We start from the raw sequence: 16,848 nt of genomic DNA, 5'->3' as shown, positions 1-16,848 counted from the left end.
CATGCGCGGACCGCGCTCACGCCGCGGCCCGCAAAGGCATTGACTTACAGTTGGCTCATGCCACCGTCGGCGATGATTTCGGTACCAACGATGAAGGCCGATTCCGGCGCCGACAGATGCAGCACCGTCGACGCAATCTCGGCCGGCTGGCCGAAGCGGCCCAGCGGGATCTGGCTCTGGATCTGCGCGGCGGTGGCCGACAGGGTGTCGGCTTCCAGGCCCAGCTTGCCATACAGCGGCGTCGTCACCGGCCCGGGGCTGACCACATTTACCCGGATGCCCGAGCTGACCAGCTCACCCGACAGGGTCCTGGCCAGCGAGATCAGTGCTGCCTTGCTGGCGGCATACACGGAAGACATCGGCATGCCGATGCGCGCATTGATCGAGCCGTTCAGCACGATCGACGTGCCCGGGTTCAGCAGCGGCAGCAGCGCCTGGATCTGGAAGTACGCGCCCTTCACGTTGGCGTTGAAGGTGGCGTCCCACAGTGCCTCGTCCACATCGGCAACGGCGGCAAACCTCGCAATGCCGGCGTTGATGAAGACGGCGTCCAGGCGGATGCCGGCGTCGGTCAGCTGGCGAGCCAGGTCACGCGCGGCCTGCACGGTGCCGGTTTCGTTGCGGATGGCGATGGCCTCGTTGCCGAGCGTGGCGCGGGCGACTTCCAGTGCCGCTGCGTCGCGGCCGGTGATGACCACGCGGGCCCCTTCCTGGGCGAATGCCTGGGCAGCCGCCAGGCCGATTCCGCTGTTGCCGCCAGTGACCAGAACGGTCTTGCCTTCGAAGCGATTCATGATGTCCTCCGGTTGGGAAAGTTGAACTTGAACAATCGCGTGACTGCAGTATGGGCGCTGGCCTCCGGTTTGCCATACGATCGATCCGACGAACACGTTCGAAGGAGTCGCACATGTTGTCGGAAGACGAACTGGCCCTGCTGGAGGCCATCCGCGAGGCCGGCAGCCTGTCGCGCGCGGCGGCCAGGCTGGGCAAGGCGCCGTCCACGGTGTCGCACGCCGCGCGGCAGCTGGAGCAGCGCTTCGACGCACTCCTGTTCGACCGCCGCCGCTACCGCCTGCAGCTGACGCGTGCCGGCGAATTGCTCACAGAAGAAGCCGCCCGGCTCGCGCAGGATGTCGCGCGCGTCACACAACGCGTGCGGCAGGTCGCCAACGGCTGGGAAGACCGGTTGTGGATCGTGACCGACGAGCTGATGGAATTCGAGACCCTGATGCCCGTCATGCATGCGTTCGACGCGCAGGAATCCGGCGTGGCGCTGCGCGTCACGCACGAAGTGCTGGCCGGCACCTGGGAAGCGCTGCGGGACGGCCGCGCCGACCTGGTCATCGGTGCCACCAACGAGCCGCCCGCCATCCCTAACCTGGGGTGGTTCGAGCTGGGCGTGATCGAATGGGTGTTTGCGGTTTCGCCCCGGCATCCGCTGGCGGCCGCCCGCCAACCATTGACGCGTGAGGAGATCGCCCGCCATCGTGCCGTGGTGGTGGCAGATTCATCACGCCTCACGGGCGGCCGTGCTTACGGCATGGTGGGCGGACAGCGCCTGCTGGCCGTGCCGAGCATGCGAGCCAAGACCCTGGCGCAGCGCGATGGCCTGGGGATCGGCTGGCTGCCCAGGCACCGGGTCGGCTCGCTGCTGCAGCGCGGCGAACTGATAGAGAAGCGCACCGCCGACCCGCGCGAGCCCAACCTGCTCTACGTGGGCTGGCGCGGCGATCACGAAGGCCGCGCGCTGCAATGGTGGCTGGAGCAGTTGCGACGGCCCCGGCTGGCCAGGATGCTGGTGCGGGGCGTCGACGCCTACGCGTAGCTGGCAGGGCAGCGTCCTACCATCTAAAGTAGCTTGTGGCTTTGCGGTACCAGGCAAGGAGAATCGTGATGGCCCAAGGATTCGACGCGATCATCATCGGCACCGGGCAAGCCGGCCCCGCACTCGCTGCGCGGCTGGCCGGCGCGGGTATGAAAACGGCCGTCATCGAGCGCGCGCGTTTTGGCGGCACCTGCGTGAACACCGGCTGCATTCCCACCAAGACCCTCATCGCAAGCGCGTACGCAGCGCAACTGGCGCGGCGGGCTGCCGAGTACGGCGTGACCATCGGCGGGCCGGTCGCGGTCGACATGAAGCAGGTGAAGGCACGCAAGGACGAGATCTCCGGCCGTTCCAGCAACGGTGTGGAACAGTGGATGCGCGGGCTGGAGAATGGCACGGTCTATCAGGGGCACGCTCGCTTCGAAAGCGCGCGCAGTGTGCGGGTCAACGGCGAACTGCTGGAAGCCGACCGGATTTTCGTGAACGTCGGCGGCCGGGCCCTGGTTCCGCCCATGCACGGGCTGGACCAGGTACCGTACCTGACCAACTCGAGCATGATGGAGGTGGATTTCCTGCCGGAGCACCTGATCATCGTCGGCGGCAGCTACATTGGCCTCGAGTTTGGCCAGATGTACCGCCGTTTTGGGGCCAGGGTGACCGTTGTTGAAAAAGGCCCGCGCCTGATCCAGCGCGAAGACGAGGATGTGTCGCAGGCAGTGCGGGAGATCCTGGAACGCGAGGGGATCGAAATCCGGCTCAATGCCAATTGCCTGAGCGCGCGCAGGGAAGGCGATCACATTGCGGTCGGGCTGGATTGTTCGGACGGGGCGCGCGACGTCCACGGCTCGCACCTGCTGCTGGCGGTGGGGCGCGTGCCCAACACCGAGGACCTGGGGCTGGACCAGGCCGGGGTCGAGACCGACGCTCGCGGCTATATCCAGGTAGACGAACAGCTGCGCACCAACGTCCCTGGCATCTGGGCGCTTGGCGATTGCAATGGCCGCGGTGCCTTCACGCATACGTCATACAACGACTATGAGATCGTCGCTGCCAATCTCCTCGACAACGATCCCCGCAGGCTGACGGACCGCATTGCGGCCTATGCCATGTTCATCGACCCTCCGCTCGGCCGCGCCGGCATGACGGAAGCAGAAGCCCGGCAATCCGGACGCAGGCTGCTGGTCGGCTCTCGCCCCATGAGCCGCGTCGGGCGAGCCGTGGAGAAGGGCGAGAGCCAGGGCTTCATGAAGGTCGTGGTCGACGCCGATACCCGCATGATCCTGGGCGCCGCGATCCTCGGCTTGACCGGCGATGAGGTGATTCACTCACTGCTCGACATCATGTATGCCAAGGCTCCCTATACCACCATCAGCCGCGCGATGCACATCCATCCGACGGTGTCGGAACTGGTACCGACGCTGCTGCAGGAGCTGCGGCCACTGGCCTAGGTGCCGCCTCCTTCAGAGCAGTTTGCATGCCTCATCGAATTCCAGGCGGGGGCTGCGTGGGAACAGCTTGGCAGGGTCGCCATAGCCAAGATTGCACAGGAAGTTCGATTTCACGTGGCTGTCCGGGAAATATTCGAGCTGGAAGGCATTGTCCTTAGGGTCCGCGGGAAAGAATTCGTGATCGACCTTGGCATTGTCGAAGCCGGACATCGGCCCGCAGTCGAGCCCCAGCGAGCGGGCGGCGATGATGAAGTACGCGCCCTGCAGGGAACTGTTTCGCCTCGCGGTAGTCAGCGCGAGCTCGGGGGTTTCGGCGAACCACGAGCGTGCGTCCGCATGCGGAAACAGCTTGGGCAGAAGTTCGTAGAACTTGATGTCATAGGCGATGATGGCTGTGACCGGCGCGGCCATGGTTTTCTCTACATTGCCCGGCGCCAGCGCGGGCAACAGGCGCTGCTTGGCCTCAGGGGTACGCAGGAACAGAATGCGCGCGGGAGAGCAGTTGGCGCTGGTCGGCGCCCATTTCATCAAGTCATAGAGCTGCCGCAGGGTTTCGTCGCTCACGGGCTGGTTCAGCCATGCGCTGTGCGTGCGAGCATCGCGAAAGAGCAGATCCATGCCTTCTTCACTCAAGCGCTTGTTCATGGTTATCTCCTGGAAACGGGACCACGCGGCTGCCCGGCCAGGGCGCCGCTTCTGTCTAGCATAGGCAGCGCCGCTCGCCGCCGCGCCGCCGGCTTTCGCATGGATCCGCAGAGATTGTCCGCGCCATCGGCATGTGCCAGCGCGGGCAGGGGCTCAGGTATCCGCAAAGCCGCTTTGGCACGCCGGGCGAAACGCGCAGTGATCCGGTCGAAGTGACGATTGCCGGCCCTGGTGCTCGCGGTGATACTGGCAAGCACCTGGCGCACCTGTGCCACGAAAAATGGGGGAGCAATGGCGAGAAGGCAAAAGCTTGTGCAAACACATACGCCGCGCGCGAGTTCCCCCTGCACCAGCTACCCATCAGGGTGGTGCGCGGCCGTCGCGCGCCTGTCATTGTGAAACCACTCGTCTGCGCTTGCCTGCCTGGCTTCCTCAAGCTGGCCGGGCGCGCGACGCATCGGTTCATGTAGCAAATGGCAGGAGTCATCACCATGGAAACCTCAACCCCCAGCGGAAATCCCTTGCAGGATCTTTCCGCCAACCTGGCAGCCATCGCCGAGCGCGTCGGCCAGAGTGTCGTGGCGGTGCAAGGGCGGCATCGCTTTCCCTCCAGTGGAGTCATCTGGCAACCCGGCGTGGTGGTCACGGCCGCGCATACGCTCAGGCAGGAAGACGGCATTGAAGTCACCCTGGCCGATGGCCGTAGCGTGGCGGCCGTCCTGGCGGGACGGGACCCTGGCACCGACCTGGCCGTACTGAGGCTCGATGGCGTGGAGTTGAACCCGGTCGAGAGCGGTGATGCGCGCGCCCTCAAAGCGGGCCATCTGGTGCTCGCGGTGGCGCGAGTGGACCGGCTCGGCACCAGCGCGGATTTCGGCGTTGTCGGCACTGCCGGCGGTCCATGGCGTACCTGGCGAGGCGGGCAGTTCGACGCCTTCGTGCGGCTTGACGGCGGCCTGCGCCCCGGTTTCTCCGGAGCGGCCCTGGCGGATATGCAGGGGCGGGTCATGGGCCTGTGCACATCGGCGCTCGCGCCTGGCGCCGGCATCCTGATTCCGGCTGCGACCGTGGCGCGCGTGAGCGGCGAACTGCTAAGCAAAGGACGTGTCTCGCACGGCTACCTTGGCGTGGGCACGCAGCCGGTGAACCTGTCGGAGTCTTGGGTGACGAAGCTGAATCTGGCATGCGGGCGCGGGTTGCTGGTGGTATCGCTTGCGGCGGGCGGGCCCGCGGAGCAAGCCGGGGTGCTGATCGGAGATGTGCTGGTCGAACTGGATGGCAAGCCATGCCAAGACATGGACGACGTCCATGCCGCGCTGGGCGGCGACCGCATCGGGCAGTTGCTGAAGATCGGGCTGATCCGGGGTGGCGAGCGCAAGGAGTGCTCGGTCACGGTGGGCGAACGCCAGTCACGGAAGTCGTGCAGCTGAGATTCATGCAAGCCGTCGCATGCCGGATGCCAGGATGACCGCGGCTCTGACCGAAACGCTCACCCCACGCGAGCTTGAAGTGCTGGCCATGCTCGCCGAAGGGCTTGGCAACAAGGAAATCGCGCGCCAACTCGACATATCGGACAACACGGTGAAGTTCCACCTGTCCGCCATTTTCGGCAAGCTCGGCGCAAGCAGCCGCACCGAGGCTGTATTGCAGGGTATGCGGCACGGTCTCATCCTGGTGTAGGAGGCTCAGCCCGGAGTCACATCACCAGCGCGCATCAGAGGAACGGCGCAATGTTCGCCATCGCGCGCGACACGTAGGCCTCCTTCTCGCCCACTGGCGCCACATAGTCAATCGCGCTGCGTGCAGCCTCGACGCCTTCCAGGCGGGCGATGAACCAGGCGGCCAGGTACTGCGACGCCAGGCATCCGCCGGCGGTTGCAACGTTTCCCTTGGCGACAAACGGCTGATCGAGCACAGCCACGCCGGCCTCCACTACCCATGGCTTGGAGATCAGGTCCGTACAGGCCGGAACGTCGTTCACCAGGCCCAATTTGGCGAGGATGAGCGTGCCCGAGCATTGCGCGCCCAACAACTGGCGCGTCGGGTCGAAGCGCAGTTGCGACATCAGCGCGGCATCGGCAACGACGTCCCGGGTTCGTATCCCGCTACCCACCAGCACAGCGTCCGCGTTGCATGCGTCCTCCAGCGATGCTTGCGACTCAATCACCACACCGTTCAGCGAACGCACCTTGGCCGCCGGGCTGGCGATCGAAACCCGCAAGCCGGGCCGCTTGACCCGGTTGAGGATGGCGAGCGCGATCAGCGAGTCGATTTCGTTGAAACCTTCGAAGGTCAGGATGGCGATATGCATGGGGCCTCGTGGGAGTGGAGACGTTGGGTTGCGCCATCGTAGAGCCGGCAGTCAGTACATTCAAATAATTGTTATAGATACGCTCAGGCTGCGTCCTGCGGGTACGCAAACGCCGCCATGCGCAGGACCGCTTCCCTGAGCTCCGACCTGAGTTGCGCCACCAGCTCCGCGGCCGGCAGGGACCTGGCCAAGGGCGCTGCCTGCCCGGCCCACTGCGCTGCATACTCAGCGCTTCCCGCGGCCTTGGCTGCGGCGTGAAGCGCCTTTCCCGCGTCATAGGCGATCGGGTAGTCCGGCACCGGCGGTGCGTCGGCGGCGATGCCGAGTGCCGTGAGCCGGTTGGTGAAGCCCCTGGCCGCGCGGCCCGATATGGCGCGGGTGAGCGTGGTCGCGCGCGGCTGGGGCGCGGTCAGCGCCGCGCGATAGGCGGCATCGGCAGATGACTCCGGGCAGGCGACGAATGCGGTGCCAAGCTGGGCGGCTTCCGCCCCGAGAGCCAGCACCGCGGCAATGCCTGCCCCGTCCATGATGCCGCCCGAGGCAATCACCGGAAGTTTCGTGCCCAGCACCAGGAGACGCACCAGAGCCAGCGTGCCGAGGCCTTCGTCGTAGCCATCGGTGTCGAAGGCGCCGCGGTGTCCGCCGGCTTCGATGCCTTGCGCGACGATGGCGTCCACGCCGGCGGCCTCTATCTGGCGCGCTTCATGCAGCGACGTTGCACTGGCCAGCAGCACGATCCCAGCCGCGCGCAGCGCGTCAATTTTCTGCTGGGCGGGAAGGCCGAAATGGAAGCTCACGACCGCTGGCTTTTCTTCCAGCAGCATCTGGAACATGGCGTCGTCGGCCACGAAACTCTTGTAGATCTCGCGCAGGCTCGCCGGTGTGGTCCCGCCGTGTTCGGCAAACTGGGCGGCAAGGTAGCTGAGCCAGGCCTGCTCGCGCACCTCATCGGCCTTGGCCGGGGCGTGGCAGAACAGGTTGACGTTGAATGGCTTGCCGGTCAGCGCTCGGGTCTCGCGGATGGTCTTGCGCGCGGCTTGCGCGTCCATTGCCCCGACACCAAGCGAGCCCAGCCCGCCGGCCTCCGACACGGCGGCAGCCATGGCCGCTGTGCTGACACCGGCCATGGGCGCCTGGATGATGGGCGTGGAAATGCCCAGGATTGAAAGAAGGTTGCGGCGGTGGCCGGAGGGCGTGGAAGTGTCCATGAAGGTCTCTTTCTCTTTGAAGTGCAGGATTCCGCTCGGGAGCTCATTGAAGGCGAGGCTGTACCGGAGGGTATCGAGCATGCCATGAAATCCGGCGGCGTGAGATGTTGCTGCGGCTTCGCAATGGATTGTTCATCGCGCGGCGCATCCGGTCCTGTCGGTGCGGGGCAAGGTGGCTTACCGCACGCGCCCCGCATTGCAGGCTTGGGATACCCGGCAACTATCGACTAGCTTGGAAGCCTTGGGGCCGCTTCGATGGGGCATTTGATGAAGACGATCACAGGGCGCCTGGTCACGATTGTTTCCGTGGACATAGCAGCGGGCCTCCTTGCCGCAAGCGGCGCGTGGGCCTCTGACATCGTCTGCAAATCCACTGCGCGCGAACCCCCCGTACGCTGCAACAACCCGGATGGCTCCGGGGTGAGATGCAACCTTGCGACGGGCGAGGTCGGCCAGAAGGCGCGCCCGCGGCATCTGATCTGCGATTCCTCCAGGCTGTCAGAGCGCTACGAGCGCATCTACGCCGAGCAGCAGAGGATGCTGCGCAAGGGCAGGATCCTGGACTCGGACATCGGGGCGTGGCGCGGCCGGCGCGATGCCTGCGACTCGGTACGCTGCCTGGAAACCCTGTTCGCCAGATTCTGGCGGGAGCGGGATTCGATGCGAATCGCGCCAGGCCGCTCCGACGCCGCGAATCCGGCGGCAACTGCCAGATCGACCCCGGCCAGCCAGGAGGCGGCACCGCCGCCCGAGGCGGCTTCCGCACAGGCCCCACAGACCTCAACGCAGATTCCTGCGCCGACGCAGCGCGTGCAAGAAGAGCCGCCGCCGGCGGAGCCGCCTGCCATGTCGCCCGCACCGGAACCCGTCGAACCAGCACGGCCGACGGCTCCCGCTGTCGCAGCGCTGCCGGTCTGGCACGCCACAGCGCCTCCGGTTGCCGAGAACGAGAACAGCCGCGCGGACAAGTCCCATCCGGCAGCCCTTGCCGTGGAGAGCCTGCTTTCAGGGCTGGTCGTGATGGGTGCGGGTTTACTGTGGACGCGCCGTGCTGCGAGCGCGCAGGATCGGACGCGTTTCGCCATCCCGGCGGCGGCGGTGGTCGTCTATGGCTTGCTGCTTGTGAATGCCCTGCTGCTGCCGTTTACGCTCGCCGTGAAGTGAGGGCACTGGCGCCTTACCGACGACAATGCATGGCGCCGCATCTTGAGCAGGCGGTGGCCATCGCGGCTCGGCGTGCAGCAGCTATGCATGGATGCGCCGCACCGGCGTTCAACGCCCCTTGAAAATCGGGTGCCGGGCGCAAACCGACAGCACGATGCGCTCGGACTGCACCAGGTAGTCGTTGAGGGCCGCGGCACACTCTGCGAGCTTGCCCGCCTCGAACAACTGCAGGATGTGCTGGTTCATCTCGACATATGGGCCATGCAGGAATTCCGCATCCTGCAGCATGCCGAAAGCCAGGCGCAGCTCGGCCAGCAGGTGGGAGAACATCACGTTCAGCCGCTCGCTGTCGGCCAGTTCCACGATGGCCATATGGAACTCCATATTGGCGGTGCCCGCGCCCTGCCAGTCGCCGCTGTCGCGGCAGCGCAGTCCCATTTCCACCGCTTCGCGCAGGTGCTTCCTGGCCGGATGGCTGGGATAGGCCTGGGCGATGGCCTGGCACTCGATCATGCGGCGCACGCGGTAGATGTCGATGATGGCCGCGATGCTGGGAATTGCCACGGATACGCCGCGGTTGGGTTCGTGCTTGAGCAGGCCTTCCTTGGTCAGCACGCGAAAGGTCTCGCGCAAGGTGTTGCGCGAGATCTGCAGGCTCTCGCTAAGCGCGGCTTCCGACAAGCGCTGCCCGGGCGCGAATTCGCCATGCACGATGCGCTGGCGAATCTGCTCCGTGACCCGCTCGGCCAGGTTTCTTACGTCAGTACTGGATGTCATGTTGGCTTGCGTCGGGGGCGACAGGTTCCGGCATGCGCCCGTGCGGCGATGTTATCTCACTTTGTTGAACAATAGGCACAAGATTGGTGCGAACGATGCCCTACAGGCGTGACTTAGGTGTATACGAGGATCGAATAGCAGCCAATATTGTTCAACAATAAGGCACGGTGGTTGAGTCATACGTGCATATAAATGAACATGGTATGTGTTTTGCTAGACAGCGGCTGGGGTGCGGGGCCGCTGTTTAGCAGTCTTGCTCGCTACCGGAACTTCGTCGTGAAGACAGCACGACGAGCCTTGTCCACGCTTTGTCCTTATCCATAGTGAGCGCAACCATGTGGCTTAAAGAAACCAACCAGGCTGAGCGCAAGACGCTCTTTGCCGCCTTCGTCGGCTACGGGGTCGATGCCTTCGACTACATGATCTACACCTTCATGATCCCCACCTTCATCCTGGTGTGGGGCATGACCAAGGCCGAGGCTGGCTACATCGCGACGGGCGCGCTCATCAGCTCGGCCATCGGCGGCTGGCTGGCCGGCATCCTGGCCGACAAATATGGCCGCGTGCGGATCCTGCAGCTGACCGTGCTCTGGTTCAGTTTCTTTACGTTCCTGAGCGGCTTCACCCAGTCCCCCGAGCAACTGTTCCTGACCCGCATGCTGCAAGGCCTGGGCTTCGGCGGCGAGTGGTCGGTCGGTTCCTTGCTGATCGCCGAGATGATCCGGGCCCGCCACCGCGGCAAGGCGGTCGGACTGGTGCAAAGCAGCTGGGCCATCGGCTGGGGCCTGTCGGCGATTGCATTCTGGGCGGTCTATGCCGTGTTCGAGCAGCAATACGCATGGCGCGTGCTGTTCTGGGCCGGCGTGCTGCCGGCGATCTTTATCCTGTATATCCGCCGCAATATCTCCGAGCCCGAGGTGTATCAGGAAACCAGGGCCAAGCTGGCCCGCACCGGCCAAAGCAATAGCTTCATGCTGATCTTCAAGCCCGGCGTGCTGCGCGTGACGGTGCTGGCAAGCCTGCTGGCGACCGGCATGCAAGGTGCCTACTATTCGGTGACGACCTGGCTGCCCACCTACCTCAAGATGGAGCGCAATCTCTCCGTGCTCAACACCAGCGGCTACCTGATGGTGCTGATCGCCGGGTCCTTCGCCGGCTACCTGACCAGCGCCTGGCTGTCCGACCGTCTGGGGCGCCGGCGTTGCTTCATGCTGTTTGCGGTGAGCGCGGCCTTCCTCGTGATCTGCTATACGCAGTTGCCGATCACCGACGCCGCGATGCTGGTGCTGGGTTTCCCGCTGGGTTTCTTCCTGTCCGGCATCTTCTCGGGGATGGGGGCGTACCTGACGGAGCTGTATCCGAGCCATATCCGCGGCTCCGGCCAGGGTTTCTGCTACAACTTTGGCCGTGCGGTCGGTTCCGTATTCCCGGCCATGATCGGGCATATGAGCGCATCGATGTCGCTGGGTGTTGCCATCGGCTATCTCGCCGCCGGCGCCTATGGGCTGGTCGTCATCGCCTGCCTGCTGTTGCCGGAAACGCAAGGGCGCGAACTGCTCGCCGAAGCCGGGGCCGAGGCTGCGCATTGATCTGATCCAAGACACTGGAGCAACCCTCATGCAAGATTCCGCACTGGAACGCACCCGCATCGCCGCCGTGAACGCCGCGCGCGCAGCGCGCGCAAGCTATCGTGCCGGCACCGTACAGCCTACCGCCGGCATTGCACCGGGGATGACGCAAGCCAACATGATCGCGTTGCCGCGCGACTGGGCCTGGGACTTCCTGCTGTACGCACAACGCAACCCCAAGGCCTGTCCCGTGCTCGACGTGATCGAAGCGGGTGCACAGCAGACCGTGCTGGCGCAAGGGGCCGATATCCGCACCGACATCCCGCTGTATCGCGTGTGGCGCGACGGCAAGCTGGTGGAGGAGGTGGCGGATGCCACGCCCCTGTGGACTGAGCATCCGGATCTGGTCACCTTCCTGATCGGCTGCAGCTTCACCTTCGAGACGCCGCTGCAAGAGGCAGGCATCGAGGTGCGGCATATCGCCGACGGTTCCAACGTGCCAATGTACCGCACCAACCGCCAGTGTCGCCCGGCTGGCCGCCTGCATGGCGAGATGGTCGTGTCCATGCGGCCCATCCCCGCGCATCGGGTTGCCGATGCGGTTTCCATCAGCGCACGCTTCCCGTCGGTGCACGGCGCGCCCGTCCATGTCGGCGATCCGGCCGCGCTCGGCATTGCCGACCTCGCCAGGCCTGACTTTGGTGACGCCGTGCGTATCGAGCCGGGCGAGATCCCGGTGTTCTGGGCTTGCGGCGTCACGCCCCAGGCGGCCGTGATGGCGTCAGGCGTGCCGTTCGCCGTGACGCATGCGCCAGGCCACATGTTCATTACCGACGTGCCAGACAGCACGTATCACGTCTAGGACCGTCGGGTCATTGCGGAGCTAGTTTTGCGTTTTCTGCCCGTCACTTCGAATGCCCTGCTGGTGGAACTGGCCGACCTGGACCAGACCCTGGCCCTGCTTGCCTCGCTGCAGCGCGATCCGCTGCATGGCGTAGCGGAGCTGGTGCCCGCCGCGCGCACCATCCTCGTCCACTTCCGCCCAGTGGCCACCAGCGCCGCCGCGCTGGTATCGGCCATTGCCGCGCGCGACCTGTCGCAGCGCGTGGAGCGCAGCAACATCCTGGTCGAGATTCCGGTGCGCTATGACGGCGAGGACCTGGCCGAGGTGGCCCAGCTGCTTGGCATCACGCCCGCGGAAGTGGTGCGCCGCCACACCGGCAGCGAATACACCGTTGCCTTTACCGGTTTTGCGCCAGGCTTTGCCTATCTCAGCGGCGGCCATCCCAGCTTCGACGTGCCGCGCCGCAGTACGCCGCGCACGCGTATTCCCGCCGGCGCCGTGGGCCTGGCGGGCACTTTCAGCGGCGTGTACCCGCAGGCCAGCCCGGGCGGCTGGCAGATCATCGGGGTCACCCCCGTGGCCATGTGGGACCTGAATCGCGAACAGCCTGCGCTGCTGCAGCCCGGCTATCGCGTGCGCTTCATCGACATCGCCACGCTCGATGGCGTACTCGATGCGGACAATGCCATCGCCGCCGGCGCCCCGGCGCGCCAGCCGTTGCCGACGGACCAGGCGCCTGCTGCCGCGGCGCTGAAGGTGAAGGCCACCGGGCTGCAGACCGTGTTCCAGGACCTGGGCCGGCACGGCCAGGCGGGGCAGGGCGTCTCGGCCTCGGGTGCGATGGACCAGGCCGCCCTCAAGATGGCCAACCGCCTGGTCGGCAACCGCAGCGACGGCGCGGCGCTCGAGACCGTGGGCGGCGGCCTGCAACTGCAGAGCGTGGGCGAAACCGTGCTGGCTGTCGCCGGCGCCGATGCGGCGCTGACGGTGCGCACTGCCGATGGCCGCCAATGGAGCGTCCCGAACCACCAGGCCATGGCGCTGGCCGATGGCGACACGCTGAGCATTGGCCAGCCTCTTGCCGGCGCCCGCAGCTATGTGGCCGCACGCGGCGGGTTTGCCGTCGCGCCGGTGCTGGGCAGTTGTGCGACTGACACACTGGCCAAGGTCGGCCCCGCGCCGCTGGCCGTGGGCGATGTGCTGGAGCTGCTGCCGGCACCGGCCGGCGCCGTCGTGGGCACCCCCGGGTTGCCTGCGGCCGACCTGCCCACGGTGGAGCAGGACGTCGTGCTGGACGTGGTGCTCGGTCCCCGCACCGACTGGTTCACTGCCGAGTCCGTGGCGCGCCTTGCCGCGCAGCGCTGGCAGGTCACCCCACAATCCAACCGCGTGGGCCTGCGCCTGGCCGGCGAGGTGCCGCTGGAGCGCGCCATCACCGGCGAGCTGCCGAGCGAGGGCACCGCCCTGGGTGCGTTGCAGGTGCCGCCAAGCGGCCAACCCGTGCTGTTCCTGGCCGACCACCCGCTGACTGGCGGCTACCCCGTGATCGGGGCCGTGGCGCCTTACCACCTGGACCGCGCCGGACAGGTTCCGGTTGGCGCCTGGCTGCGCTTCAACCCGCTCGGCGCCTTCGAAGAACTTCAACCGTCAGAACTGCAACCGTCGGCGCAGCGACCGTCTGCCGCCTGAGCGCACAAGCCTTAACAGAGATTGCGATGAAGAAAGTCCTGATTGCCAACCGTGGCGAAATTGCCGTCCGCATCATCCGCGCCTGTGCCGACTACGGCGTCGGGTCGGTGGCCGTGTATGCCAATGCCGATATCGACGCGCTGCACGCGCGGCTGGCCGACGAGGCCTACGGCCTGGATGGCGACCGTCCGGCCGACACCTACCTGAACATTCCCAAGTTGCTCGATATCGCCCGACGCAGCGGGGCAGATGCCGTGCATCCAGGCTACGGCTTCCTGTCGGAAAGTGAAGCGTTTGCCAGGGCAGTGATCGATGCCGGCCTGGTCTGGATCGGCCCGTCTCCCGCCACGATTGCGCGGCTGGGCGACAAGGTGGAAGCGCGCAAGATCGCCCTGCAGGTTGGTGCGCCGCTGGTCGCCGGCACGGCAGACCCGGTCGTGGACGCCAGCGAGGTACTTGCCTTTGCCGAGCAGAACGGCCTGCCGATCATCATCAAGGCGGCTTTCGGCGGCGGCGGCCGCGGCATGAAGATCGCATGGCGCATGGATGAGGTGGAAGAGCTGTACGCCTCCGCTGTGCGCGAGGCTGTCACTGCCTTTGGCCGAGGCGAGTGCTTCGTTGAGCAGTTCCTCGACAAGCCCCGCCATATCGAAGCGCAGGTACTGGCCGACCAGCATGGCAATGTCGTGGTGCTGGGCACGCGCGACTGCTCGCTGCAGCGCCGCAACCAGAAGCTGGTCGAAGAAGCCCCGGCGCCGTTCCTGACCGACGCGCAGCGCGCGCGTATCCATGCCGCCGCCCGCGACATCTGCGCGGCGGCCAACTACACCAGTGCCGGCACCGTGGAATTCCTGCTCAGCGCCAGCGGCGCGATCTCCTTCCTGGAGGTCAACACCCGCCTGCAGGTGGAGCACCCCGTGACCGAGCAGACCACCGGCGTGGACCTGGTGGTCGAGCAATTGCGCGTGGCGGATGGCTTGCCGCTCTCCATTACCGAAACCCCGGCGCCGCTGGGCCATTCGATCGAGTTCCGCATCAACGCCGAGGACGTGGGCCGCGGCTTCCTGCCCACGCCCGGGCCGGTGCAGACCTTCGAGGCGCCGTCGGGCCCCGGCGTGCGCGTGGATTCGGGCGTGCAGTCCGGCTCGGTGGTCCCCGGCACATTCGACTCGCTGATGGCCAAGCTCATCGTGACCGGTGCCACGCGCGAACAGGCGCTGGCGCGCGCACGCCGCGCGCTGCGCGAGTTCCGTATCGAGGGGGTGGCGTCGGTGCTGCCGTTCCACCGTGCGGTGATCAACCATGCAGATTTCGTCGGCGCGGATGGCTTCAGGGTCCACACGCGCTGGATCGAGTCCGACTTCGCCGAGCCGCTGGCGGCGGCCACCCGTGCCGAGCCCCGGCACGATGCCAGCCTGCTGCGCACCGCCATCGAGATCGACGGCCGCCGCGTGGTGCTGGGCCTGCCGGCGCAGCTGCTGCGCGGCCTCGCCGATGCGCCCGGGCAAGGCAGCGCCGCGGCGCCGGCCCAGGCCGCCGCTACCGACCCGGCCGACCTGCCATCCCCGATCGCCGGCACCGTGCAGACCTGGAAGGTCGCAGTTGGCGACGAGGTCGAGGAAGGCGATCTGATCGCCGTGATGGAAGCCATGAAGATGGAGATGCAAGTCCATGCCCATCGCGGCGGCCGCGTAACGTGGCAGGCGGCCGAGGGCACTTTCCTGACGGCGGGGACGCGGCTGGTCAATATTGTGTGAATGCACTTAGGGTGCGCCGCTCAGTTCAGCGCAAGCCCCGCGTGCGCCAGCAAGCGGCGAAACACCGCCAGGCGTGTATCGCCGGTCTGCGCCAGCCGGTCACAGACATGGAGGTGTTCAGGCATATCGCTGTGTCCGCGCAGCGCATCCTTGCACTCCCGCTCTGAGATCTCCAGGTGGACGCCGGCGAGCACCGCGCGGCCCTTGCCAACCCGTGAACTGACGATGGCGGGCGGCGTGCCATCGATATCCGCATAGACGGCCAGGACCTGCGTGTCGGGGCCGAGAGCGTCGCCGAAGTCAAAGCGGCAGCCGCCATGGTAGTGGGCGTATAGCGACATCGGGACATCGGTCAGCCTGTCCGTGGTCCGCAGTTTCACCGCGGCCGTGGTACGCGGCGTGCCGTCATACAGCATGCCGTCGGTCAGTTCCGGCAGCGAGCCCACTGCCACCGCGTCGACAAAGCACAGTTCGCGCGGGCCGCAGATTGCGCCCCTGGTGCCGGCGTGAAACGCCAGTTCCCGGCATGCGTAGTAAGCGCCCGCGCAAATCCCGAGGTAGGCGCCGCCCTGCTCGACGAAATGCCGGATGCGCGCGTTCGGGGCCCCGTTCAGCAGTGCACAGTAGGGAAGGTCGGCGCCGCCCGGCATGACAAACAGCACCGCCCCAGCGAACAGCGTGGCGTCGTGCCGGATGTCGTCTGCCATCACCGCGCGGAGCTCGTAGGTGCTGGCATGGAGTTGGTGCCCGATGGTCCGCATCAGGCATGCGGTCCAGTCGGAAGCGCCGGCGTCGACATAGGTCAGGATCTTGGGCCTTGGCATACCGGTATCCGCTTTTGAATAACGAACGGGAACTCACGGGACGGCTCCGGTACCGGTCTCGGATAGGAGGTTGGGTGATTCCAGGTGCTCTTGTTGTGCATTGGTAAAGCACATCGTTGCCCTGAATGGATTCAAGCATAACGCGGCCGACCGGCAAGATTTCAGTGGCAACGCCACCTGGGAAATTCGGAGAATCGTGGCCGCGATTTCAAGCAATTCAGGGCCGAAACTTCTCTGAAATGTGGATATTGAGGCTTTTTTCTTCTGGTGGCATAGAAGCAAATAATGTCCGAACTTGCATTCTTCAACGATAACGCGACCGAATTTTCATTTTCTCTCTTAACTCCTTGAAAGTAATGGAGTTTTTGTTCGGCGACATCTGCGCGCTTCGGCCGGACGGATAATCGCCCAGGCTTTCTGGTGCTTCAAAATAGTGCAAACCGTTACGCTTCGCATCGCGGACGCTATGGAGGAAATTCGTCGACAACCACTGGAATGGCAGGCATATCGACTGCGGCCAGGCCCGAAGCTGCAAGTCTCCGCCGAGCAAACAACAAGGTACGCGAGTTTGAGCTGAGCGAAATTGTGGGACGGCGTGCGAAGACACCTCGTGAGCCGCGGTTCGGAGGGCCGGTACGCGGAGGTTAGCTCCTGTCGCTGGACCATCGGGGGAGGGGCGGTCCTGCTCCGTCAAACCTGGATCCGCTAACTTAGCGTTGATGCTTAACGCCTGCTCGATCACTTCGCATGCTTGCAAAGCAGCCACTGGTTAGCGTTTTACAGTGAAC

Annotated in this window: 15 protein-coding genes; 9 read left to right on the top strand and 6 right to left on the bottom strand. The window is 65.8% G+C overall.

Translation table 11 applies throughout. The features are described from left to right. Positions 1-44: 44 nt before the first annotated feature. On the bottom strand, positions 45-794 hold the full coding sequence (locus AC3WLF_RS22235; protein ID WP_492319529.1) for an SDR family oxidoreductase: 750 nt from the start codon (positions 792-794) through the stop codon (positions 45-47). A 113-nt stretch (positions 795-907) separates the two neighbouring features. On the opposite strand from AC3WLF_RS22235, the gene AC3WLF_RS22230 reads away from it, so the two are divergent. Beyond that, complete coding sequence (locus tag AC3WLF_RS22230; RefSeq protein ID WP_492358857.1) at positions 908-1,825, top strand: LysR family transcriptional regulator; 918 nt, start codon at positions 908-910, stop codon at positions 1,823-1,825. A 68-nt stretch (positions 1,826-1,893) separates the two neighbouring features. Further along, positions 1,894-3,273 (top strand): FAD-containing oxidoreductase, encoded by a 1,380-nt coding sequence (locus AC3WLF_RS22225; RefSeq protein WP_492358856.1) that lies wholly within the window; start codon positions 1,894-1,896, stop codon positions 3,271-3,273. A gap of 12 nt (positions 3,274-3,285) precedes the next feature. Here AC3WLF_RS22225 and AC3WLF_RS22220 read toward each other — a convergent pair whose 3' ends face one another. Beyond that, positions 3,286-3,918 (bottom strand): malonic semialdehyde reductase, encoded by a 633-nt coding sequence (locus AC3WLF_RS22220; protein ID WP_492319532.1) that lies wholly within the window; start codon positions 3,916-3,918, stop codon positions 3,286-3,288. Between the two features lie 491 nt (positions 3,919-4,409). Here AC3WLF_RS22220 and AC3WLF_RS22215 point away from each other — a divergent pair, with 491 nt between their 5' ends. Both AC3WLF_RS22215 and AC3WLF_RS22210 read left to right on the top strand, forming a co-directional pair. Continuing rightward, a complete protein-coding gene (locus AC3WLF_RS22215) occupies positions 4,410-5,348 on the top strand; it encodes a S1C family serine protease (protein WP_492358855.1) in 939 nt (312 codons plus the stop codon). Between the two features lie 34 nt (positions 5,349-5,382). Beyond that, positions 5,383-5,598, top strand: a complete 216-nt coding sequence (locus tag AC3WLF_RS22210) for a response regulator transcription factor (protein WP_492351343.1) — start codon at positions 5,383-5,385, stop codon at positions 5,596-5,598. A gap of 34 nt (positions 5,599-5,632) precedes the next feature. On the opposite strand, the gene AC3WLF_RS22205 is transcribed toward AC3WLF_RS22210, so the two are convergent. Together AC3WLF_RS22205 and AC3WLF_RS22200 are read right to left on the bottom strand one after the other, a co-directional pair. Continuing rightward, complete coding sequence (locus AC3WLF_RS22205; RefSeq protein WP_492358854.1) at positions 5,633-6,229, bottom strand: DJ-1/PfpI family protein; 597 nt, start codon at positions 6,227-6,229, stop codon at positions 5,633-5,635. A gap of 83 nt (positions 6,230-6,312) precedes the next feature. Further along, positions 6,313-7,437 carry an NAD(P)H-dependent flavin oxidoreductase gene (locus tag AC3WLF_RS22200; RefSeq protein WP_492358853.1) on the bottom strand — a complete coding sequence of 375 codons (1,125 nt, stop codon included), beginning with the start codon at positions 7,435-7,437 and terminating at the stop codon, positions 6,313-6,315. A gap of 267 nt (positions 7,438-7,704) precedes the next feature. Between AC3WLF_RS22200 and AC3WLF_RS22195 the strand changes: the two genes are divergently transcribed. Then, on the top strand, positions 7,705-8,601 hold the full coding sequence (locus AC3WLF_RS22195) for a GntR family transcriptional regulator (protein WP_492358852.1): 897 nt from the start codon (positions 7,705-7,707) through the stop codon (positions 8,599-8,601). 108 nt (positions 8,602-8,709) lie between these two features. Here AC3WLF_RS22195 and AC3WLF_RS22190 read toward each other — a convergent pair whose 3' ends face one another. Then, on the bottom strand, positions 8,710-9,378 hold the full coding sequence (locus tag AC3WLF_RS22190; RefSeq protein ID WP_492319538.1) for a GntR family transcriptional regulator: 669 nt from the start codon (positions 9,376-9,378) through the stop codon (positions 8,710-8,712). A 335-nt stretch (positions 9,379-9,713) separates the two neighbouring features. Between AC3WLF_RS22190 and AC3WLF_RS22185 the strand changes: the two genes are divergently transcribed. The 4 genes from AC3WLF_RS22185 to AC3WLF_RS22170 are packed head-to-tail and all read left to right on the top strand — an operon-like array spanning position 9,714 to position 15,236. Further along, positions 9,714-10,967 carry an MFS transporter gene (locus tag AC3WLF_RS22185; protein ID WP_492351341.1) on the top strand — a complete coding sequence of 418 codons (1,254 nt, stop codon included), beginning with the start codon at positions 9,714-9,716 and terminating at the stop codon, positions 10,965-10,967. Positions 10,968-10,995: 28 nt separating this feature from the next. Continuing rightward, positions 10,996-11,808, top strand: a complete 813-nt coding sequence (locus AC3WLF_RS22180; protein WP_492319540.1) for a putative hydro-lyase — start codon at positions 10,996-10,998, stop codon at positions 11,806-11,808. A 27-nt stretch (positions 11,809-11,835) separates the two neighbouring features. Further along, positions 11,836-13,479 (top strand): 5-oxoprolinase subunit PxpB, encoded by a 1,644-nt coding sequence (pxpB, locus tag AC3WLF_RS22175; RefSeq protein ID WP_492358851.1) that lies wholly within the window; start codon positions 11,836-11,838, stop codon positions 13,477-13,479. Between the two features lie 26 nt (positions 13,480-13,505). Next, positions 13,506-15,236 carry an acetyl/propionyl/methylcrotonyl-CoA carboxylase subunit alpha gene (locus tag AC3WLF_RS22170; protein ID WP_492356000.1) on the top strand — a complete coding sequence of 577 codons (1,731 nt, stop codon included), beginning with the start codon at positions 13,506-13,508 and terminating at the stop codon, positions 15,234-15,236. Positions 15,237-15,256: 20 nt separating this feature from the next. Here AC3WLF_RS22170 and AC3WLF_RS22165 read toward each other — a convergent pair whose 3' ends face one another. Then, entirely contained in the window at positions 15,257-16,060 is an 804-nt protein-coding gene (locus AC3WLF_RS22165) for a BPL-N domain-containing protein (RefSeq protein ID WP_492319543.1), read from the bottom strand. Positions 16,061-16,848 lie beyond the last annotated feature (788 nt).

The organism is Cupriavidus sp. FW306-01-F10A, from assembly GCF_058782785.1.
Note: the sequence above shows the minus strand (reverse complement) of the source record. Positions and strands in the feature narration are given on the sequence as shown.